The 19,893-nt window shown below is 67.6% G+C and carries 16 protein-coding genes; 7 read left to right on the top strand and 9 right to left on the bottom strand.

Annotated features, from left to right (window positions below; translation table 11 throughout):
• Positions 1-85: 85 nt before the first annotated feature.
• A complete protein-coding gene (locus ACFVTD_RS06580) occupies positions 86-991 on the bottom strand; it encodes a TatD family hydrolase (RefSeq protein WP_387559862.1) in 906 nt (301 codons plus the stop codon).
• Positions 992-1,154: 163 nt separating this feature from the next.
• On the opposite strand from ACFVTD_RS06580, the gene ACFVTD_RS06575 reads away from it, so the two are divergent.
• From ACFVTD_RS06575 to ACFVTD_RS06565, 3 genes are read left to right on the top strand one after another with little or no spacing between them, the layout of a single operon-like run.
• A complete protein-coding gene (locus ACFVTD_RS06575) occupies positions 1,155-2,255 on the top strand; it encodes an AAA family ATPase (RefSeq protein ID WP_387559859.1) in 1,101 nt (366 codons plus the stop codon).
• A 9-nt stretch (positions 2,256-2,264) separates the two neighbouring features.
• The gene (locus tag ACFVTD_RS06570) at positions 2,265-3,728 is read left to right on the top strand and encodes a DUF58 domain-containing protein (RefSeq protein ID WP_387559856.1); all 1,464 of its coding nucleotides are present in this window, start codon (positions 2,265-2,267) and stop codon (positions 3,726-3,728) included.
• The gene (locus ACFVTD_RS06565; protein WP_387559853.1) at positions 3,725-6,202 is read left to right on the top strand and encodes a DUF3488 and DUF4129 domain-containing transglutaminase family protein; all 2,478 of its coding nucleotides are present in this window, start codon (positions 3,725-3,727) and stop codon (positions 6,200-6,202) included. The genes ACFVTD_RS06570 and ACFVTD_RS06565 overlap by 4 nt, the downstream gene beginning before the upstream one ends.
• A gap of 56 nt (positions 6,203-6,258) precedes the next feature.
• Here the strand turns inward: ACFVTD_RS06565 and ACFVTD_RS06560 are convergent, their stop codons facing one another.
• Positions 6,259-7,758, bottom strand: coding sequence for an NAD-dependent succinate-semialdehyde dehydrogenase (locus ACFVTD_RS06560; RefSeq protein ID WP_387559850.1), 1,500 nt, complete (start codon positions 7,756-7,758; stop codon positions 6,259-6,261).
• A gap of 203 nt (positions 7,759-7,961) precedes the next feature.
• Entirely contained in the window at positions 7,962-8,837 is an 876-nt protein-coding gene (gene rsmI, locus ACFVTD_RS06555; protein ID WP_387559847.1) for a 16S rRNA (cytidine(1402)-2'-O)-methyltransferase, read from the bottom strand.
• Positions 8,838-8,882: 45 nt separating this feature from the next.
• Between rsmI and ACFVTD_RS06550 the strand changes: the two genes are divergently transcribed.
• On the top strand, positions 8,883-10,610 hold the full coding sequence (locus ACFVTD_RS06550; protein WP_387559844.1) for a dolichyl-phosphate-mannose--protein mannosyltransferase: 1,728 nt from the start codon (positions 8,883-8,885) through the stop codon (positions 10,608-10,610).
• A gap of 67 nt (positions 10,611-10,677) precedes the next feature.
• Positions 10,678-12,507: an AMP-dependent synthetase/ligase gene (locus ACFVTD_RS06545; RefSeq protein ID WP_387559841.1), complete on the top strand. Its 1,830-nt coding sequence runs from the start codon at positions 10,678-10,680 to the stop codon at positions 12,505-12,507.
• Here the strand turns inward: ACFVTD_RS06545 and ACFVTD_RS06540 are convergent.
• Both ACFVTD_RS06540 and ACFVTD_RS06535 read right to left on the bottom strand, forming a co-directional pair.
• Positions 12,498-13,682, bottom strand: a complete 1,185-nt coding sequence (locus ACFVTD_RS06540; RefSeq protein ID WP_387559838.1) for a TIGR01906 family membrane protein — start codon at positions 13,680-13,682, stop codon at positions 12,498-12,500. The genes ACFVTD_RS06545 and ACFVTD_RS06540 overlap by 10 nt on opposite strands.
• 124 nt (positions 13,683-13,806) lie before the next feature.
• The gene (locus ACFVTD_RS06535; protein ID WP_387559835.1) at positions 13,807-14,799 is read right to left on the bottom strand and encodes a stage II sporulation protein M; all 993 of its coding nucleotides are present in this window, start codon (positions 14,797-14,799) and stop codon (positions 13,807-13,809) included.
• An 88-nt stretch (positions 14,800-14,887) separates the two neighbouring features.
• Here ACFVTD_RS06535 and ACFVTD_RS06530 point away from each other — a divergent pair, with 88 nt between their 5' ends.
• On the top strand, positions 14,888-15,688 hold the full coding sequence (locus ACFVTD_RS06530) for an RDD family protein (protein WP_387559832.1): 801 nt from the start codon (positions 14,888-14,890) through the stop codon (positions 15,686-15,688).
• A gap of 1 nt (position 15,689) precedes the next feature.
• On the opposite strand, the gene ACFVTD_RS06525 is transcribed toward ACFVTD_RS06530, so the two are convergent.
• From ACFVTD_RS06525 to ACFVTD_RS06510, 4 genes are all read right to left on the bottom strand, one after another.
• A complete protein-coding gene (locus tag ACFVTD_RS06525; protein WP_387559829.1) occupies positions 15,690-16,928 on the bottom strand; it encodes an Ig-like domain-containing protein in 1,239 nt (412 codons plus the stop codon).
• A 64-nt stretch (positions 16,929-16,992) separates the two neighbouring features.
• Positions 16,993-18,459: an adenosylhomocysteinase gene (gene ahcY / locus ACFVTD_RS06520; RefSeq protein ID WP_387559827.1), complete on the bottom strand. Its 1,467-nt coding sequence runs from the start codon at positions 18,457-18,459 to the stop codon at positions 16,993-16,995.
• Between the two features lie 74 nt (positions 18,460-18,533).
• Entirely contained in the window at positions 18,534-18,761 is a 228-nt protein-coding gene (locus ACFVTD_RS06515) for a Trm112 family protein (protein ID WP_387559824.1), read from the bottom strand.
• A 79-nt stretch (positions 18,762-18,840) separates the two neighbouring features.
• Complete coding sequence (locus ACFVTD_RS06510) at positions 18,841-19,227, bottom strand: DUF3499 domain-containing protein (protein ID WP_387559822.1); 387 nt, start codon at positions 19,225-19,227, stop codon at positions 18,841-18,843.
• Between the two features lie 117 nt (positions 19,228-19,344).
• Here ACFVTD_RS06510 and ACFVTD_RS06505 point away from each other — a divergent pair, with 117 nt between their 5' ends.
• The gene (locus ACFVTD_RS06505; RefSeq protein WP_387559819.1) at positions 19,345-19,857 is read left to right on the top strand and encodes a metallopeptidase family protein; all 513 of its coding nucleotides are present in this window, start codon (positions 19,345-19,347) and stop codon (positions 19,855-19,857) included.
• Positions 19,858-19,893 lie beyond the last annotated feature (36 nt).

The following is a 19,893-nucleotide window of genomic DNA, read 5'->3' as shown; positions in this document are numbered from 1 at the left end:
TTTTCCACTGTAACCGTAGCGTTATAAAGCAGCCAACATTTTTGCATACCAGGTATGCGGTAAGGGGCGTAGCGACAGGCTGCGGTCAGGACCAGGATCCGTATGCCCTTGCGGTATTTTCGCTGATTGCGGTGCACAGGCCGGCAAGGTCGGAGCCTGTCAATTCTGCCATGGCCCGCACGGTGTAAGGGACCATGTAGCTCGCGTTCGGACGTCCCCTGTGCGGATGCGGAGTCAGGAAGGGGGCGTCCGTTTCCACCATCACAAGCTGCCGGTCAGCGACCGCGAGCGCGGCCCGGAGGTTCGCGGCGTTCTTGAACGTCAGGGTGCCGGCAAAGGACATCCACCAGCCCTGCTCATTGCACGTCCTGGCAAGGTCCTCGTCCCCGGAAAAGCAATGGAACACCACCCGTTCCGGTGCCCCTTCCTCCCGGAGTACCCGGACCACGTCATCGTGGGCATCCCGGTCATGGATCTGCAGGGTCAGGTCCAGCCGCTTTGCGATATCGATATGGCGCCGGAACGAGTACTCCTGGTGCCGCAGCCCCTCGCCTTCCGTGCGGTAAAAGTCCAGCCCGGTTTCGCCGATGGCACGGATACGGGGATGCGCGGCCAGCTGTTCGATCTCCGCAAGGGCCGCTTCCAGTTCGCCCCGGGCAGCGTAATGCGGAGCATCGTTGGGATGCAGCGCCACAGCTCCCAGCAGCCTTTCGTCCAGGTCCACGGCCTCCACTGTGAACCGCGAGGACTCCAGGTCGCAGCCAACCTGCACCGCCCCCTGCACGCCGACGGCCGCTGCGGCGTCAAGGGCTGCCTTGATCCCTACCGGGCCCTTTCCTTCCGGGAAGTCCAGGTGCGTGTGGTTGTCCATGACCGGGACCGGCAACGGTTCGGGCGCCGGCGGGAAATCCCTGCGACGGTCCGCATCAGGATCGGTGGTTGCATCTGCGGCAGGCGCCCGGTAGGCGGCGGGAATGGACGAATCGCACATCCAATCAGCCTAGCGGCCCAAGGCTCCCCCATATTTGCCGGAACTCTCTGTCAGGCAGGGCAGTTGTGTTAGTAGTCTGGAACGAACACACGCGCACGCCCACCGAGGGGCGAAGGCAGGCTTGCTGTCACGTCCAGGTGAAACCCGGGCTGAAAGGTTGCCGATGGAACCCCACCGACGCACTGCCAACAATGGAAGCGCACCTAACCTCAACCTGGCCGGCGTCGCCGATCCCGTCAGCCACCTGAACGGCCACCGGCCGGCAGCCATGGAGTCCGGGGCCTTCCACGCGGCGGCGCAACGCATCCTGACCACCGTCAACACGGTCATCGACGGCAAATCCGATGCCGCCAAGCTGGCGCTCACCGTCCTCCTCGCCCAGGGCCACCTGCTGGTGGAGGACGTGCCCGGCGTCGGAAAGACCCTGTTGGCCAAGACCCTTGCCCGAACCATTGACTGCACGGTCAACCGCATCCAGTTCACCCCCGACCTCCTGCCCTCCGACGTCACCGGGGTGTCCATCTACAACCAGGCGTCCAGGCTTTTCGAGTTCCGGCCCGGCGCGGTCTTCGCCAACATCGTCATCGGCGACGAAATAAACCGGGCGTCCGCCAAAACCCAGTCCGCCCTCCTCGAATGCATGGAGGAGCACCAGGTGACGGTGGACGGCACCTCCTACAAACTCGATGAGCCGTTCATGGTGGTGGCCACCCAGAACCCCATCGAAATGGAAGGGACGTATCCACTGCCCGAGGCGCAGCGTGACCGCTTCATGGCGCGGATTTCCATGGGCTATCCGGATAAGGACGCCGAGATCGAGATGCTCGAGACCCACCAGGCGGTCTCGCCGCTGGCAAACGTCTCCCCCGTGGTCACGGCCGGCGATGTCGCCGCGATGATCGCCACTGTCCAGCAGGTGTTCGTGTCCGGTCCCGTGAAGGAATACACGGTGTCAGTGGGCAGGGCCACGAGGGAAAGCCCGCTGCTGCGGCTGGGTGCGAGCCCCCGCTCCATGCTGCAGCTGCTGCGCGCCGCCAAAGCCACCGCAGCCCTGGACGGACGCGATTTTGTCCTCCCGGACGATGTGGGTGACGTGGCAGAGGCAGTCCTGGCGCACCGGATCATCCTTGACCGGAAGGCTGCCGGCGCCGGCGAGACCCCGCACAGCGTCCTGCGGGGCATGCTGTCCCGGCTGCCCGTGCCGCAGGCCGCCGCCGGCCAGCCCGACCGTGCCGGGGCCGCCGCCGGCAGCAGGAACCGCTAGGCGCATGCCATGGCCCTCCTGGACAAGCTCCCCCGGCACCTGTTCACCAGGCGTGGGTGGGGCATGCTGGCAGCCGGCGCCTTCGCGTTGGCCGCGGCCCAGGTCATGGGACGCCGTGACCTCCTGACCCTGGCACTGCTGCTGCTCCTGCTGCCCCTGGTCTCCCTCGCGGGCGTCCGCCTCGTCAAACCCCGGTTCCGGGTCTACCGGGAGTTCAACCCCTCCCCGGTGGAAACCTCGGCTCCCGCAGTGGTCTCCCTCGCGGTGGCCAGGACCGGCCCGGGAAGCGGGCGGGTGGTCATGGAGGAGCGGCTTCCGGCGCAGTTCGGCCACCCACCCGCCTTCCGGTTCCCGTCCCGCGCAGCCACCGCCGGCACCAGCCGCTACGAATACCACCTCACCTCCAGGTTTCGCGGGCAGTTCAGGATTGGACCGGTCACGGCCGAGTTCACCGACCCCTTCGGTCTCTCGCTGCACCGGCGGTCCATTGACGACGGCGACGTCCTCACCGTGACGCCTGCCGCCGTCGTCCTGCCCGCCACAGGGCTGGCAGGAGCCCGGGGCAACGACGGCGTCACCGCCACCCGCGTGCGGGCGAATCCCAGCGATGACGACGTGATGACCCGCGAATACCGCCACGGCGACCCGATGCGGAGGGTCCACTGGGCTGCCACGGCCAGGCATGGGGCCCTAATGGTCCGGCAGGAGGAATCCGTGACCACGCCGGAAGCGACCATCATCCTGGATCACCGTTCCGGTGCGTTCGCAGGCGGGCCGGGAACCTCGTCCCCGGGGTTGCCGGGCCACGACGGGCATGCGCCGGCCACCAGCGACACGTTCGAATGGTCGGTTGTTGCCGCCATGTCCGTCAGTGCACACCTGGCAGAACGCAATTACGGCCTCCGCCTGCTGGATGCGGCAGGCGAACCAGCGTTCCTGCACTCGCCGTCGTCCCCCGAGCCGGCGGCCGAGGAGTACAGCGGCCCGTCCGGGCTGCAGTCGATCGCCGAAAGCCTGGCTGCGATCCACCTCTCCGGCCCGCTCCACTCACGGCGGGACGGCGTGCTCCTGGACAAAGGCGGCCGTGCCGCGGAGCACCGGGCCGCGGCAACGCGGCCGCACCCGGGCATCGACCAGGGCCCGCCGGCGTTTGACGACCACCTGATGGACAAGCTCTCCGCCCACCGGATGCGGGGCCCGCTGATTGCAGTGCTGGGCCGGATCACCGGCGAAGAGGCGGCGGCCCTGGCTCCGGCTGCCGCCTATGGCACGGACGCGTTCGCCCTCCTGGCGGTGGAACGGCCCGCGGAGTTCCAGCATGTCCTGGAGGTGCTCCGGCAGGGCGGCTGGCGGGCCGTGGCCGCCGGACCGAACACCCGGCTTCCTGCTGTGTGGGGCCAGTTCGGCCAGGATCCGGCCGTCCCGGTGGCACCGGCATCGGAGGTCCGCCGGGGAGCGGGGGTGGCCAAATGACCATGGCACCTGCCCGGCCGACGGGCGCGGGGCAGCGGGCGAACGGCAATCCCGGGGCGCCTCCCGGGCGGACGGGCGCGGGCGCCTATCCCTGGGCCATGGCGGCAGCCATCACGGCGGCGGGCTGCGGGGCTGCCCTGTCCCTGAATGGCGTCCTCCGCGGCTGGAACTGGTACTGGGCCGCCATGACCACCGTGCTGGCGGTGGCCTTGACCATGGCAGCTCTCCGTTCCCTCCGCGCCCAGCCCCTGCTGGTGACCGCCGGCGGGTTCGTGGCCCTGGGCGGTGTGCTGACCCTGACTTTCTTCCGCAGTTCCAGCTTCCTTTGGGTCGTGCCCACCGGAGCGACACTGCCGGAACTGGACCGGTTGATCCAGCGTGCCAGCGAAACAGTCCTGGCCGAGACAGCACCCGTGGCGCCGAACGCCGGAATTGTCATGGTGGCCTGTGCCGTCCTCGGCCTGGCGGTCATCCTGGTCGATGCCCTCGCGGTGCCGCTGGGCATGCCTGCGGCTTCCGGCGTCGGGCTCTTGGCCCTGTTGGTGGTCCCGGCCATGATCAAACCCCAGAGCGTGGGCGTCTGGAGCTTCGTTGCCACGGCGGCGGGATATCTGCTGATCCTTGCCTGCAGCCAGTGGTTCGCGCCGGACGGCAGGGTGCAGGGCGGCTCGGCCCGCAGCCCGGGGCTGATGCGGCGGGCCGCCGTGACCGGCGCCGTGGCCCTGGCCGCCACGCTGGTGTTGCCCCTGGCCATTCCCGGCTTCGACCGCGGCACCTTCCCGCAGGGTTCCCGGCTGAACCCATGGGGCGGCGCCACCGGCCTCAACCCGATGATCACCCTGGGCAGCAGCCTGCGCACCCCCGACGGAAGCGGCAGGATCACATACGCCACCAACTCGCCCGGACCCCTCTACCTGCGCTCGGTGACGGTGGACAATTTCGACGGCGATTCCTGGGGCCCGGATGACCGGACCGGCTCCAGGGTGCCGCTGGACGGCCGGATCGACCCCGGCTATCCGGTCCTCACCGACGAGCAGGTGCGCCTGGTCACCGCCATCGACGCCGGGTCCTTCACCAGCCCGTACCTCCCGGTCCCCTATGCGCCTGAAACCGTCAGCGGCCTTGGCGGGCAGTGGACCTGGGATCCTGCCACGCTGAGCATCAAGGGCACTGACACCACCACCCGGCGGCAGGAATACCTGGTGACCTCTGCGGTGCCCAAGCTCACCGCAGCCCTGCTGGCCCAGTCTTCAGGGCCGGCCCGGGGCATCGCCGATGTGTTCACCCGGGTCCCGGGCAACGTTCCGGACATTGTGAAAACCACGGCGCAGAGCGTGGCGGGAGGCGCAGGGACCCCGTACCAGAAGGCCATGGCCATCCAGAAGTACCTCCGGTCCTCCGAGTTCACCTACTCGCTCCAGTCACCGGTGCAGGGCGGCTACGACGGCAACGGGCTCTCTGTCCTGGCCGACTTCCTGCAGCAGAAGAGCGGGTACTGCATCCACTACGCTTCGGCGATGGCGGTGATGGCACGGCTGGAAGGCATTCCGAGCAGGATTGCCGTGGGTTACGCACCGGGCAGGCTGACCGGGGCCAGCATCACGGTGGCCGGCCAGGGCTCCCTTCCGGAGTACGAGGCGGATGCGCGAGACGCCCATGCCTGGCCCGAACTGTACTTCCAGGGGCTGGGCTGGGTGGCCTTCGAACCGACGCCGTCCCGCGGAGTTGTCCCCGACTACGCCACCGAGGCTTCGGCATCATCCGGTGCGGAGTCCCTGGGCAACAACGACGGTCTCATTCCCGATACGGCGCCGGTCCCCTCATCGGCCGCCACCCCAACTGCGCAGGCCGTACCCGGCGCAGGCGGCGACGGCACCGGCGACGGTGCGCAGTTGGTGCCCTGGCTCCTCGGCACAGCCGGAGCCGCCGCCCTGCTGCTCCTGGCCGGGGCCCCGCACATGGTCCGCGCCGGCATCCGGTCACGCCGGCTCCACCCCAAACATCCCGACCTGGCAGTCCCCCTTGCCTGGAGCGAACTGAGGGACCTCGGCACCGATTACGGGCTGCCACCCGGAGAGAGCGAGACGCCCAGGACCTATGCGGCCCGGTTCCGCGGCACGCTGCTGGGCGAGCCGGACGGCATGGACCGTGACGCCCACGAGGCAGTCGTGTCCCTTACCGCGGCCTTTGAACAGCACCGGTACGGCCGTCCCGGCGGTAGAGGTCCGGCCGGCGTAGCGGGCCAGGACCTTGCTGCCGGAGTTGCCGCCGTGGAGGAGTCCCTTCAGGCGAACGTCCCCCGGTCCAGGCGGTGGGCGGCCTCCTGGCTCCCCCGGTCCGTCAACCGCCGGCTGGGGGCGCTGCTGGGAATGCCGTTCAGCGCCGCCGGCCGCACCATCCGGCGCCTGCCGCGCGCCGGGGCACGGGTGGGGTCAGCAGCGGACGACGGCGACAGCAGGTCCCGCGGCGGCTGAAAGAGCTGTGCCGGCCGGGATATTCCCGGCCGGCACGTACAGGTCACCTGCCAGGATCAGCCGGCGTAAGGGTCGGCGATGCCGATGTACTGCGTGTAGAGGTACTCCTCGATGCCTTCCAGGCCGCCTTCGCGGCCCAGCCCGGACTGCTTCACCCCGCCGAAGGGTGCCGCTGCGTTGGAGATGACGCCGGCGTTCAGGCCGAGCATGCCGGTCTCCAGCTTTTCGCCCATCCGGATACCCCGGTTGATGTCCTTGGTGAAGACATAGGCCACCAGGCCATATTCGGTGTTGTTGGCCAAGCGGACAGCCTCGTCCTCACTGCCGAAGGTGATGATCGGCGCCACCGGGCCGAAGATTTCCTCGGACAGGATGCGCGTTCCCTCGGAGACACCGGACAGGATGGTGGGCTGGTAGAAGTAGCCCGGCCCCTCCACCGGTCCGCCGCCCAGGACGGCCTTGGCACCGGAAGCGACGGCGTCGGAGACCAGCTCGTGGACCTTGTCCCTGCTCTTGGCGTCGATCAGCGGCCCCACCTTGGATTCGGGCTCAGTGCCGCGGGCGGTGGTCATTTCCTTCATTTTCGCGGCGAACTTCTCCGCGAATTCGGCGGCGACGGACTCGTGGACGATGAACCGGTTGGCAGCGGTGCAGGCCTCGCCCATATTGCGGAGCTTCGCCGCCATGGCGCCGGTAACGGCGGCGTCCAGGTCGGCGTCCTCGAAGACCAGGAACGGGGCGTTGCCGCCGAGCTCCATGGAGGTACGCAGCACGTTTTCGGAGGCATCGGCCAGGAGGCGGCGTCCAACTTCGGTGGAGCCTGTGAAGGACAGCTTGCGGAGGCGGGAGTCCTTGATCAGGGGTCCGGTGGTGGCTCCGGCCGTGGAGGTGGGAATGACGTTGAGGACACCGGCGGGCAGGCCGGCCTCCTGCATGACGGCCGCGAACAGCTGGGAGGTCAGCGGGGTGAGGTTTGCCGACTTCAGCACCATGGTGCAGCCCGCCGCGACGGCCGGGGCAATCTTGCGTGTGGCCATGGCCAGCGGGAAGTTCCACGGGGTGATCAGCAGGCACGGACCCACCGGCTTCTTGGTCACCAGGAGGCGGGACTTGCCGTCGGGGGAAACGGAGTAGCGGCCAAAGGCACGCACCGCTTCCTCAGAGAACCAGCGCAGGAACTCAGCGCCATAGGTCACTTCGCCGCGTGCTTCGGCCAGCGGCTTGCCCATTTCCAGGGTCATCAGGAGGGCGAAGTCTTCGGCCCGTTCGGTCACCAGGTCGAAGGCCCTGCGGAGGATTTCGCCGCGTTCGCGGGGCGGAACCTTGGCCCAGGACTCCTGGGCCGCCGCGGCGGCATCCAGGGCTGCCGCACCGTCCTCGGGGCCGGCGTCGGCGATGCTCAGCAGCACCTTTCCGGTGGCGGGATCCTCGACGTCGAACGTCTTGCCGGAAGCGGCGTCGCGCCACTCACCGTTGATGAGCAGCCCGGTGGGAACGGAGGCCAAAAGCCGGGTTTCGCGCTCGGCGGTAACGGCCGGCTGTGCAGTGACAGTCACGATGACTCCCTCGTCGGTAGGGTTGTGGCAGCCCGTCGCCGCGGCCGGAGTGACCGGGATCATGGGGCTGATTAACAGCCAGACTACTGCGGGGCACTGCCATGGTCTACGCCGTTGCGCACTGCGGAATCGCTCCGGCGCTGTGCAGCTGCACAGCACGCCAGCAGGTCCCGGGAGTAGGCGCGCGGCGGCCCGAACGGGCCTTAGCGGGCGGCGAGGACTGCGGAGTAGAGCTCCCGCTTGCTGACCCGGACATCCTCGGCGACCGCAGCCACCGCCTCCTTGAGCCGGATGCCTTGGGCCACCAGTTCGTTGACCGCCGCCACATGGTCTTCCGGGGTGCCTGCTGCCTGTTCGGGAGCGCCGCCCAGGACCACGGCGATCTCGCCGCGGACCTCGTTGTCCTCGGCCCATTGGAGGAGCTCGCCCACGGTGCCGCGGATGACCTCTTCATACGTCTTTGTCAGTTCGCGGCACACCGCGATCCTGCGGTCCGGGCCGAACCTTTCCCGCAGGGCCCGCAGCATTGCCTCAAGCCGGTGCGGGGCCTCGAAGAACACCATGGTGCGCCGCTCCCCCGCCAGGTCCGCCAGCCGGGAGGCCCGCTCGCCCGCCTTGCGGGGCAGGAATCCCTCGAAGCAGAACCTGTCGGTGGGCAGGCCCGAGAGCGCCAGGGCGGTGAGGACGGCGGATGGCCCCGGAACAGCGGTGACGGGGAGCCCCGCCGCGATGGCCCCCTCCACCAACCGGAACCCGGGGTCCGACACCGCCGGCATTCCGGCGTCCGTCACCATCAGCAGCGTGCTGCCTGCACGCACCTGATCCAGGAGTTCGGCCGTCCGGGTGGCCTCGTTGTGCTCGTGGTAGCTGATGATGCGGCCGGCAACGGCGACACCCAGGCTTTGGACCAGGCGGTGGAGGCGCCGGGTATCCTCGGCCGCCACGATGTCAGCCGTGCCCAGCAGTTCCACCAGCCGGGCGGAGGCATCGCCGGTGTTCCCGATGGGAGTGGCGGCAAGGACAATCCGCCCCGCCGTCACAGGGCCGGGCTCGGGAAGGGTGCTGGGGTTCGGGTCCACCCATCCAGCCTACTGCTGCCGGGTCTTCCAGCCGCAAAAGGTAGCATGGGGCTCGTGACGCAGACCTCGACGCGGCCCGCCGGGGCCGGGAAACCCAGCCCGGCGGCATCCTCCACTGGAACCGGCGCCACTGCGGCAGGGCCGGCCGGGACGAGTCCCCGGGCCTGGATCAGCCGGCCGGACGAAGCGTTCACCGTCGAAGCGCTCAAGGCGAGGCTCATCGGTACCGCCGCGTCGTGGCGGGACTATCCGGCGTCACTCCGGCTCTGGTACATCCTGGTTCCGGTCCTCACTGCGGTGATCGCCGGCCTTCTCCGCTTCGTCCGCCTCGAAGTGCCGCACAAGCTGGTCTTCGACGAGACGTACTACGTCAAGGATGCGTATTCCTACCTCATCAGCGGATACGAACGCAGCTGGCCGGACAAGGCCAACGATTCCTTCAATGCCGGAAACCCGGACGTCCTGCTGAACACCCCCGAATATGTGGTCCATCCGCCGGTGGGGAAATGGATGATCGCGGCCGGCATGTGGCTCTTCGGGCCGGAAAACCCCTTTGGCTGGCGCTTCGCGGCGGCCCTCACGGGCACCCTTACCGTGCTGCTGGTCTCACTGATCGCCCTGAAACTGTTCCGTTCCCTTCCACTGGCCGGCGCCGCAGGGCTGCTCCTCGCCGTCGACGGCCACCACCTGGTGATGTCCCGCACCTCGCTGCTGGACGTCTTCCTCACCTTCTGGGTCCTGGCCGCTTTCGGGGCACTCCTGATGGACCGCGACGACGGGCGCCGCCGGCTGGCCCACCGGCTGGGCCGCGCCGCTGCCGGGAACGGCGGCCAGCCCCCGGCCGGGGCGCTGCTTTCCGGACCATGGCTGGGCGTGCGCTGGTGGCGGGTTGCCGCCGGGGTCTGCATGGGACTGGCAGTGGGAACAAAATGGTCAGGCCTGTTCTTCCTGGCCGGATTCGGCATCCTCACCGTGCTGTGGGACCTCAACGCCAGGCGTGTGGCGGGCATCCGCGGATGGATCAGCGGCGGGGTCATCCGGGACGGCATCCCTGCTTTCCTTGGAATGGTCCCCGTGGCAGGGATCGTCTACTCGGCCACCTGGACGGGCTGGTTCCGGTCGGACAACGCCTACTTCCGCCACTGGGCGGAAAGCAACCCGTCGGCTGAATGGGGCTGGCTCCCCGACTCCGTCCGGTCCCTCATCCACTACCACCTGGAAGCGTACAAGTTCCATCAGGGCCTGAGCTCCGAGCACCCCTACCAGGCCAGCGCATGGAGTTGGCTGGTGATGGGGCGGCCCACGTCGTTCTTCTACGAGTCCCCGCCCCAGGGCACCCCCGGCTGCAACGTGGAGAAATGCACCTCTGCCATCCTGTCCGTGGGAAACCCGCTGGTCTGGTGGCCGGCCGCCATCGCGTTGGTGGTCCTGCTGTTCTGGTGGGCCGGGCGCCGGGACTGGCGTGCCGGGGCGGTGCTGGCCGGCGTCGCTGCGGGCTACCTGCCGTGGTTCATGTACCCCGAGCGGACCATGTTCTACTTCTACGCGGTCTCCTTTGAACCCTTCCTGGTCCTTGCCCTGGTGTACTGCCTCGGCCTGGTCCTGGGCAGATCCTCGGATCCGCCGTGGCGCCGGCGCTCCGGACTGTACTTGGTGGTCCTGTTCCTGGCCGCGGCCGCGCTGCTCTCGGCGTTCTTCTACCCGATCTGGACCGCCGAGGTGATCCCGTACGTCGACTGGAAGGTGCGGATGTGGATGCCGTCCTGGATCTAGGGCAGGATGTCAAGGGAGACCTGAAGGAGCCGCTGCCGCGGCGTGGCAGCGGAAACGGAGACCTGCTGTGAGAGAAGCGAGCACGGAACTGCTGGTTGAGCTTGACGCCAACAGCAACGTGACTGACCTGTTGCTGGAGCAGCACGCTGCCAACCCGGCCCACGCCCTGTACCGGCGGAAGGGACCCAACGGCTGGGTGGATATTTCCGCGCAGAAGTTCCTGCAGGACGTCAGCGCGCTGGCCAAGGGCCTCATCGCCGGCGGCCTGGAACCCGGTGACACCGTCGCGGTGATGTCGCGAACTTCCTATGAGTGGACGCTGGTGGACTTTGCCATCTGGTTCGCCGGCGGCGTTACCGTGCCCATTTATGAAACGTCGTCCGCCAGCCAGGTCCAGTGGATCATCCAGGACGCTGGAGTCCGCCGGGTTTTCGCCGGCGATCGTGCCACCGTGCAGCTGGTCAGCGCCGTGGTAGCCGGATCAGCCGAGCTCCGGGACCGCCTGGTCAACGCGGTGCGGATGGATTACGACGGCGAGGCCCCGGACCTTGCCAGCCTCGCCGCTGCGGGCACGGGAGTCAGCGACGCCGAGCTGGAGCGCCAACGGAGCAGGGCAGGGCTGGCCGATCCCGCCTCGCTCGTATACACCTCGGGTACCACGGGGAAACCCAAGGGATGCGAGATCACGCACGGAAACTTCGCCCTGGTGGCGAAGAACATCGTTGCGTTCCTCCCGGAAATCCTGCAGGAGGACCAGGCCCGCACCCTGATGTTCCTGCCCCTGGCCCACGTACTGGCCCGGGCCGTCCAGGTGGTCTGCCTCGCGGCCGGGGCAACCCTGGGGCACACCCCCGGCGCGGCGCAGCTCCTGGAAGACCTTGGGACGTTCCGGCCCACCTTCCTGCTGGTGGTGCCCCGCATCTTCGAAAAGGTCCGGGCAACGGCAGCGCACAAGGCCGCCGTGGCAGGGAAGGAAAAGCTGTTCGATGCCGCGGCGGCCGCCGCGATCGAATACTCCCGGGAACAGGACCGGCAGAGCCGCGGCGACGGTCCAGGCCCGGGCCTGCTCAACAGAGCCCGGCACGCTGTATATGACCGCCTCGTGTATCCGCGGTTGCGCCAGGCTTTGGGCGGAGAGGTTGGCTACACCGTTTCCGGCGCCAGTCCCCTGGCCTCCGATGACGCGCACTTCTTCCGTGGTGTGGGCATTCCCGTTCTCGAAGGTTACGGGCTGACCGAGACCACGGCGCCCTGCACGGCCAACACCCCTTCCCGGACCAAGGTGGGAACTGTGGGAATCCCTGTCCCCGGCACCACCATCCGCGTAGCCGAGGACGGCGAAATCCTGGTCAAGGGAATTGGCGTGTTCAAGGGCTACCACAACAATCCGGCAGCGAATGCCGAATCGTTCGTGGACGGCTTCTTCCGCACCGGTGACCTTGGTTCCCTGGACAAGGACGGCTTCCTGACCATCACGGGCAGGAAGAAAGACCTGCTGGTGACCGCCGGCGGCAAGAACGTGGCGCCCGGCCCGCTGGAGGAGAAGATCCGCACCCACCAGCTGGTTGGCCATGCGGTGCTGGTGGGCGACGGCAAGCCCTTCATTTCAGCCCTGCTGACCCTGGACCCGGAAGGGGTTGCCAACTGGCGGTCGGAGCGTGGCCTGCCCCCGCTCCCCCTCACTGAAGCTGCCGGGGACCCCCAGGTACTGGCCGCGCTCCAGGAGGCGGTGGACCTTGCGAACCGGATGGTGTCAAAGGCTGAGTCCGTGCGGACGTTCAGGCTGCTGGATGCCGAGTTCACGGTGGAGTCCGGGCACCTGACGCCGTCCCTGAAGTTGAAGCGGGCCGCTGTGGTGGAGGAGTACCAGGCGGAGATCGCCAAAATCTACGGCTGATCCACCATTTCCTGCTCTGCCGCCTTGCCGGCCTCCGGCGCAACGCCGCGGCGGCGCCGGGTAGGCCACGTGAGCACGAGCGTCACGATGGATGCCAGGAGGACCAGGCCCGCGATGGCGATGCCGGCGTCGATCCAGAACTGGCTCGGGAAGAGCCTGATCAGCGTGTCGTCCAGGCTGAAGGTCCAGGACCCGTCGGCAAAGAAGACCCGGTGGAATTCGGTGAAGAACTGCTGCCAGCCCAGGGCCGCCAGCGTGCCCAGGCCCAGGATCAGGACGAGCGTGATGATGGAGCCCGCGAAGAGCCCACGCCGGACCCCGCCGGTGCTGCGCCGGCGCAGGTACAGGATGGCGATCAACGCCAGGATCAGCAGCAGTGCACCCGCGCCGACAGTGGAGAGGATGACCGCCTTGACGTCCGCCATGTGGCTGACTTCGCCGTCCTTGAAAAGCTTTTCGCCGCTGCGCTGCACCAGGTCGCCCAGGTACCTGGGGCCAGCCCAGTTGAGGAGGTAGTCCACGGCGTAGGAGCCGTAGGTCATCCTGTCATCGGTGCTGAATCCGTAGCCGTCGCCCGGGAACCCCGGGCGGTTGTACTCCACCCAAAGGAAGAGCGGGGTGGTGACCGCCCGGACGGCCAGGATCAGGAGGATGAACGGGTAGATGACAGCGAGCAGGACCTGCATGAAACGCGGCGCCACGGGCTTGGCGTTCGCGGCGCTTTCCCGTTGGGCGTTGCGGCGTTCCACTTCCTCCTCGGGGGGACGGACGTGCAGCGCAGTAGTGGGAAGGGACTCCTTAAACACCGGCGAACCGGGGCTGTGGGTGTGCCCATCCGCGGAAGGGGAGGCAGCTGCAGACGCGGCGGCCGTTCGTCCGGTTGCGTTACTTCCGGGGGCGGAGGACTCAACGGCGGCCTCGGCGGCCTTGCGGTGGGCGCGGGTTTCCGGTTGCGGGGTTTTGCCCTCGGCACCGGATTCCTGCCGGCCGGCCTTGTCCCGGTCGGCTTCTTCCCCATCCGGTTTGTCCCCGCGGGCTTCTTCACCATTGCTCTTGTCCCCGTCAGCAGGCGTCAGCCAGGAGAACGCGGGCTCGTCGGAATCCCCGGACGTATCCAGCAAAGGCTCCGGCTGCGGCGCAGCGCTTTTGGCGCGGACCGGCGTTTCGTCATTCACAGCAGCGTCACTTCCGTTGGGTTCCGCGCCGGTTCCATTCCGCCGGCGCGATTGATTCTGCTGACGAGCCTACCGTCCGGAACTTCCGCTGTGCGAGGAACCACCCCGGCAGGATTACAACGATTCAGGCAGCGATTTCCGTGTAGCCGGCATCTTCCCGGCGGAGGTCACCGCGTTCCCCGGCGAGGAAAGCGCGCCTGCCCCACACCAGGACGTACGTCCAGTACGCGGCGAGAACGGCCGCGCCGATGCCAATCCTGGCCCACGCAGGGAGCGGACTGGGCGTGACAAACCCTTCCACCAGCCCGGAGACGAACAGGACCAGGACCAGTCCCAGGGCCACCGTTACCAGCGACCGGCCTTCTTCGGCCACCGCCCGTCCCCGGGTCCGCGGGCCCGGCGAGACCATGGCCCAAAAGATCCGCAGTCCAGCGGCTGAAGCGACAAACACGGCGGTCAGCTCCATCAGCCCATGAGGCAAAATGTAGCTGAAAAAGACGTCGGATTTCCCTGCGGCGGCGAAGATTCCGGCGGCAATGCCCACTCCCTGGGCATTGCCAAACAGGATCATCGGCACCCACACCCCGGTGATCCCCAGGGCCACAGCCTGCGCGCTGATCCACGCGTTGTTCGTCCACACGGCGCCGGCGAAGGACGCTGCCGGGTTCTCCGAGTAGTAGTCAATGAAGTCCTGCTCCACATACTGGGCGGCGGCGGTCTCCGAGGCTACCGCCCGGAGTGCGTCCGGCGACGACCCGATCCATGCCGCGTAGGCGGCGGCAATGAGGACGAAGGCCGTTCCGCACGCCAGGGTAAGCCCCGTGAGCCGGTACAGCGCGGCGGGCAGGGCCACCACGAAGAACCTGGCAAGGTCGGCCATGGCGTTGGAACGTGCTCCGGTAAAGCGCGTCCTCGCCTGGGCCAGCGTGGCAGAGAGGGAAGCTGACAGGCCACCCTCCGGGGCCATGGAGCGGACCAGCGACAGGTGGCCGGATGTTGACTGGTACAACGCCAACAGCTCGTCCGACTCGGCGCCGCTGAGCCTGCGTTTGCCTGCAAGCTCCTGCAGCCGCGCCCACTTGTCCGCATTAACGGCAGCGAAGGCATCCATATCCACGGCTACAGCCTAGCGGCCGGCACTAGACTTTTACCGTCCGCACCGTCGGATGGACCACATCCACAGCCGCGAAGGGCAGGGACGCAGTGTGAGCCAGATCATCACCGGCGAGGCCGTGGTCCTCGAGCTGCGGCCGGCGGGCTTTGCTGCCCGGGCACTGGGCCTGGTCATCGACGTCGTTTTCCACCTGGTACTGCTCGTGCTGATCATGCTTGGCCTGGCCGCCGCCGGCGGGGACCTGGACGGTGCCGCCGTGCGTGCCCTGGGGCTGGCCGCCGTCGTCTTCTGCCTAGTGGTGGTGCCCGTGGGAATGGAAACGCTGACCCGGGGCCGGTCGCTGGGGAAACTGGCCACGGGCCTGCGGGTAGTGCGTGAGGACGGCGGTTCCATCCGGTTCCGGCATGCCGTGATCCGGGGCCTCACCGGATTCCTCGAGATCTACCTGACGTTTGGCGGCCTTGCCCTCGCCGTGGCGCTCTTCAACGACAAATCCCGGCGGCTGGGCGACCTGCTCGCCGGCACGTACGCCGTGCGAAGCAGGGTTCCCGCAGAGGCGGCCGTCCAGGTTTTCGTACCGCCCTACCTTCAGGCGTGGGCCGCCGCGGCGGACATCGGCCGGATTCCTGACGCCACGGCGCGCAGGGCCGCCCAGTTCATCCGCCAGGCGGGCCGCATGGCGCCGCTTTCAAGGGCCGGTATGGCGCAGGCGATCGCCGGGGAACTGTCAGCCCACGTTGCGCCGCCGCCACCGCCGGGGACCGGCCCGGATGACTACCTGGCCGCCGTCGTCGCTGAACGCCGGAACAGGGAGTTCAACAGGTTGTCGCAGTCACGCCGGCGGACCACCGCAACAGGACAGCGGCTGCAGCGGCTGCCGTTCGCAGAGTGACTCAGTTGTCGTACTCGCTCCACGGAATGTTCCAGTCACCATATCCGTCCGTGTTGGCCGCGTAGTCACCCTCCGTGTTGATGATCTGGACGACGTCGCCGGTGCCCATGTTATCGAACACCCAGGCTGCCCCGTCCGGAAGGAATCCGATGCAGCCGTGGGAAACATTCGCGTTGCCGATATACGGATAGGCGGACTCCAGGGCCTGGTGGATGTAGGCCCCGCTCAGGGTGAGGCGGATGGTGTATTCGACGTCGGCCTCACCGTAGTAGGCGGGATCGTCCGGCTTCAGGCCGATGCTGGCAGCCCTGAAGTGGTCAAACCGGTTCTTCTCCATGAGCACGGCGTAGCCCTTGGCGGACGGGAACCGTTTGTCCCCCATGCTCACGGGCAGCGTCTTGACGGGCTGGTCGTTGACGCTCAGCGTGAACGTGTGGGCAGTGGCGTCCGCGATGGCCACCTTCTTGTCCCCAATGTTGACGTTCACTTTCTTATTGAAATTGGCGATCTGGCCGTTTCCAAGGTCGACGCCAAAGAGCTGCATGTCCATGGTGATGGTGGAGTTGGCCGCCCAAAAGTTCTCGGGACGGTAACGGACCATTGTGTCGCTGTACCAGTGGAACGCCCCGGCCTGTCCTGCCGTGGTGGTGATCTTGATGGCCTTTTCCACGGCGGCGCGGTTGGTCACGGGCTCACTGAAGATGATCTGGAGGGGCTGGCCGACACCCACCTTCATGCCGTTCAAGGGGTAGATGGCGGCGTCCGCCTCATGTGAGCTGGAGACCGTGTTGAAGGACTGGGTGGTGCTGGTCTCCCGCCCTGCACTGTCCTTGACCACGTAGGTGTAGCTGTACTCGGTGTTGAACTCCAAAGGCGCGCTGGCAGACCATGAGGTCCCGGCCGGGTCGATGCTTCCGTCGATGCTCTTCCCCGCGATGCTGGCCAGGGTGACGCGCTGGATGATCCCGTTGCCCACCTTCAGGGAGACCGGCGCGGCGGGATTGACCTGCTTGGCGCCGTCGGCGGGGGCGGCGTCGACCTTTACCGGCGGGACAACGGGCGATGCGATGCCCGGCGATGTACGCAGCGCGGAGCCTGCTTCCGATTCCAGCGGCCCGCCTGCAAGTCCCGGCGCGACGGCGGCAAAAACCCCGCCGACGGCAGCCAGGATACAAACGGCAGCCACGGCAAGGACTTTCTTGGCAGTCCCCCGGCGGCGGGGCTTTACATCAGGCTCCATGTTTTCGATCCTACGTGCAGAAAATAACAGGCCCGGGCACGTTGCGTGCCCGGGCCCTTACGTCTCAGTAACGATAGTGCTCAGGCTTGTAGGGGCCCGCGACGTCGATATCCAGGTATTCCGCCTGGTCCTTGCTCAGCTCGGTCAGTTCAACGCCCAGGGCGTCCAGGTGCAGCCGGGCCACCTTCTCGTCGAGGACCTTGGGCAGGACATAGACCTTGTTCTCGTACTCGTGCTGGTCCCGCTTGGTCCACAGCTCGATCTGGGCGATGGTCTGGTTGGCGAACGAGTTGCTCATGACGAACGACGGGTGGCCGGTGGCGTTGCCGAGGTTGAGCAGCCGGCCTTCGGAGAGGACGATGATGGAGCGCTCGGCGTCCTGTCCCTCGTCGAAGACCCACTCGTGGACCTGCGGCTTGATCTCGACCTTCTTTACCCCGGGAACGCGGGCCAGGCCGGCAATGTCGATTTCGTTGTCGAAGTGGCCGATGTTGCCCACGATGGCCTTGTTCTTCATGCCCGCCATGTGCTCGGCCATGATGACGTCCTTGTTGCCCGTGGTGGTGATGAAGATGTCACCCTGGGCCAGGACCGATTCCAGCTTGGCCACCTGGTAGCCGTCCATGGCCGCCTGCAGTGCGCAGATGGGGTCGATCTCGGTGACGATCACGCGTGAACCCTGGCCGCGAAGGGCCTCGGCGGCACCCTTTCCGACGTCGCCATAGCCGCAGACGACGGCGACCTTGCCGCCCATGAGCACGTCCGTGGCCCGGTTGATACCGTCCGGCAGGGAGTGGCGGATGCCGTACTTGTTGTCGAACTTGCTCTTGGTGACCGAGTCGTTGACGTTGATGGCGGGGAACAGCAGCTTGCCCTGGTCAGCCAGCTGGTACAAGCGGTGGACGCCGGTGGTGGTTTCCTCGCTGACGCCCTTGATGGTGGCTGCAGTGCGGGTCCACTTCTTCGGATCGGCGTCCAGCGAGCGGCGGAGGACGTCAAGGAAGATGCCGTATTCCTCAGAGTCCTCGGGGTCCGCGGAGGGCACATTGCCCACGGCTTCGAATTCCACGCCCTTGTGCACCAGCATGGTTGCGTCGCCGCCGTCGTCCAGGATCATGTTGGGACCAAGCTCGGGGTTGGCCTCGGCGCCCGGCCAGGTGAGGATCTGTTCCGCGGTCCACCAGTATTCCTCGAGGGTCTCGCCTTTCCAGGCGAACACGGGCACGCCCTGCGGATCCTCGACGGTGCCGTTGCCCACCACCACAGCGGCGGCGGCTTCATCCTGGGTGGAGAAGATGTTGCAGGATGCCCAGCGGACCTCGGCGCCCAGCGCAGTGAGGGTCTCGATCAGGACGGCGGTCTGGACCGTCATGTGCAGGGAGCCGGCAATCCGTGCGCCCTTGAGCGGCTGGGAGGCGCCGAACTCCTCGCGGAGGGACATCAGGCCCGGCATTTCGTGCTCGGCAAGGCGGATCTGGTGCCGACCGGCCTCGGCCAAGGAAATGTCGGCAACTTTGTAGTCAAAAGTCATGGGTGGTCCTTTACTTGGTCCGGGTCCTCGTCCAGTCCCCGTGCTGCTGTTTTGTGCGTGCGGAGGCAGGTGACCTAGGGCCCTGCCGCAGCGGGATCGTGCTGGTCCGAGCCGGCGGAGGCTGCTGCCGCCAGCAGCTCCGGAGGAAGCAGCAAAGGGATCCCGTCCTCGATGGCGTACCTGTTCCGGGCGCCCGCGTCCCCGGCGGCGGTGGCCACCAGTTCGTCCCCCTCCTGGACCAGGGGCGAGCCGGTCACGGGGCAACGCAGGACGGACAACAGCTCGGGACTGATCTTTGGCATTTGTTCATGCTCCCTGGCGGGCGCGCTCGCGCCGGTGGCGGAAAAGATGTTCAGGTTCCAGCCTACCGCCAGATGCGGTTCAGGAAGGTTCCCGCAGGACCCGCAGGTGTCCGCGGCGTGCGCCTTCGCTGCCGGCCGGAGCTTCCAGGGCGGAATGGTGTGCCCGCTGGGCGGGCACCTGCGGCTCCGGAGGGAGGGCGGCGGCGTCGCGGACGGCGTTGGCAAGGGCCAGCAGGTCGTCAGGACCGGGCTGCTGCGGGGTGGACGGCATGGCCAACCGCAGCACTTCCCAGCCGCGGGGCACCGTCAACGAATCAGCGTGCTGCTCGCAGAGGTCGTAGCAGTGCGGTTCGGCGTAGGTGGCCAGCGGACCCAGGACGGCAGTGGAGTCGGCATACACGTACGTCAGGGTGGCTACCGCCGACTGGCGGCAGGCAGACCTTGAACATTGACGGATAGCTCCCACGACATCACAGACTACCCCTTCGCCGGCCAAAAGCCGCGCATTGCCGCCCCGGCCGACGCGCCCCCGGGGCACAGCGGATGTATCGCGTAAATCCTCCCCCGGGTCTACAGTCAATGTATGCAGTCATCGAACCATGAATCAGGTTTTTCGGTCCGGTTGGCTGACCCGGATGCCCCTGTGGCAACGGGTGCGGAAACCAGTGGCAGGAGCTTCTCCCGGCGGCGCCGGAACCGCCACGGGCGTGGCCTCCGCGGCGAGGTGATGCTGCCCACCCATCCCGGATACCGGACCCGCGCCGACCGTTTTGACGACATGGTGCTGGACTCGGCCCAGCGGCTGCACGATATTTGGGGCAAGACCCTGGACGGCGTGCGGTTCGGCGTGGATGAAATCCCGCCGGAGCTGGAGCAGCTGGCGGCGACTGCGTCCACCCCGCCCATGGGCTCCTACACACCGGCCGCCGATGGGGACGGCCCCACGATCACGGTGTACCGGCGGGTGGTGGAGCAGGCGTGCTCCAGCGTCGAAGAACTCCAGGACCTGGTCCACGACGTGGTGGTGGAACACACGGCGGAGATGCTTGGCGTGGCGCCGGAAACCTTGGATCCGGTCTACCGCCGCCGCTACTGACGACGCCGCCCGCACGACCGACCGCCTAAGCAGCCT

Source organism: Pseudarthrobacter sp. NPDC058119 (assembly GCF_042884655.1).
Taxonomy (GTDB): domain Bacteria; phylum Actinomycetota; class Actinomycetes; order Actinomycetales; family Micrococcaceae; genus Arthrobacter.
Note: the sequence above shows the minus strand (reverse complement) of the source record. Positions and strands in the feature narration are given on the sequence as shown.

What these genes read in the sequence shown, in the direction of transcription:
- ACFVTD_RS06580 (WP_387559862.1), bottom strand. Translation starts at nt 991, where the DNA reads ATGTGCGATTCGTCCATTCCCGCCGCCTACCGGGCGCCTGCCGCAGAT.
- ACFVTD_RS06575 (WP_387559859.1), top strand. Translation starts at nt 1,155, where the DNA reads ATGGAACCCCACCGACGCACTGCCAACAATGGAAGCGCACCTAACCTC.
- ACFVTD_RS06570 (WP_387559856.1), top strand. Translation starts at nt 2,265, where the DNA reads ATGGCCCTCCTGGACAAGCTCCCCCGGCACCTGTTCACCAGGCGTGGG.
- ACFVTD_RS06565 (WP_387559853.1), top strand. Translation starts at nt 3,725, where the DNA reads ATGACCATGGCACCTGCCCGGCCGACGGGCGCGGGGCAGCGGGCGAAC.
- ACFVTD_RS06550 (WP_387559844.1), top strand. Translation starts at nt 8,883, where the DNA reads ATGGGGCTCGTGACGCAGACCTCGACGCGGCCCGCCGGGGCCGGGAAA.
- ACFVTD_RS06525 (WP_387559829.1), bottom strand. Translation starts at nt 16,928, where the DNA reads ATGGAGCCTGATGTAAAGCCCCGCCGCCGGGGGACTGCCAAGAAAGTC.
- ahcY (WP_387559827.1), bottom strand. Translation starts at nt 18,459, where the DNA reads ATGACTTTTGACTACAAAGTTGCCGACATTTCCTTGGCCGAGGCCGGT.
- ACFVTD_RS06515 (WP_387559824.1), bottom strand. Translation starts at nt 18,761, where the DNA reads ATGCCAAAGATCAGTCCCGAGCTGTTGTCCGTCCTGCGTTGCCCCGTG.
- ACFVTD_RS06505 (WP_387559819.1), top strand. Translation starts at nt 19,345, where the DNA reads ATGCAGTCATCGAACCATGAATCAGGTTTTTCGGTCCGGTTGGCTGAC.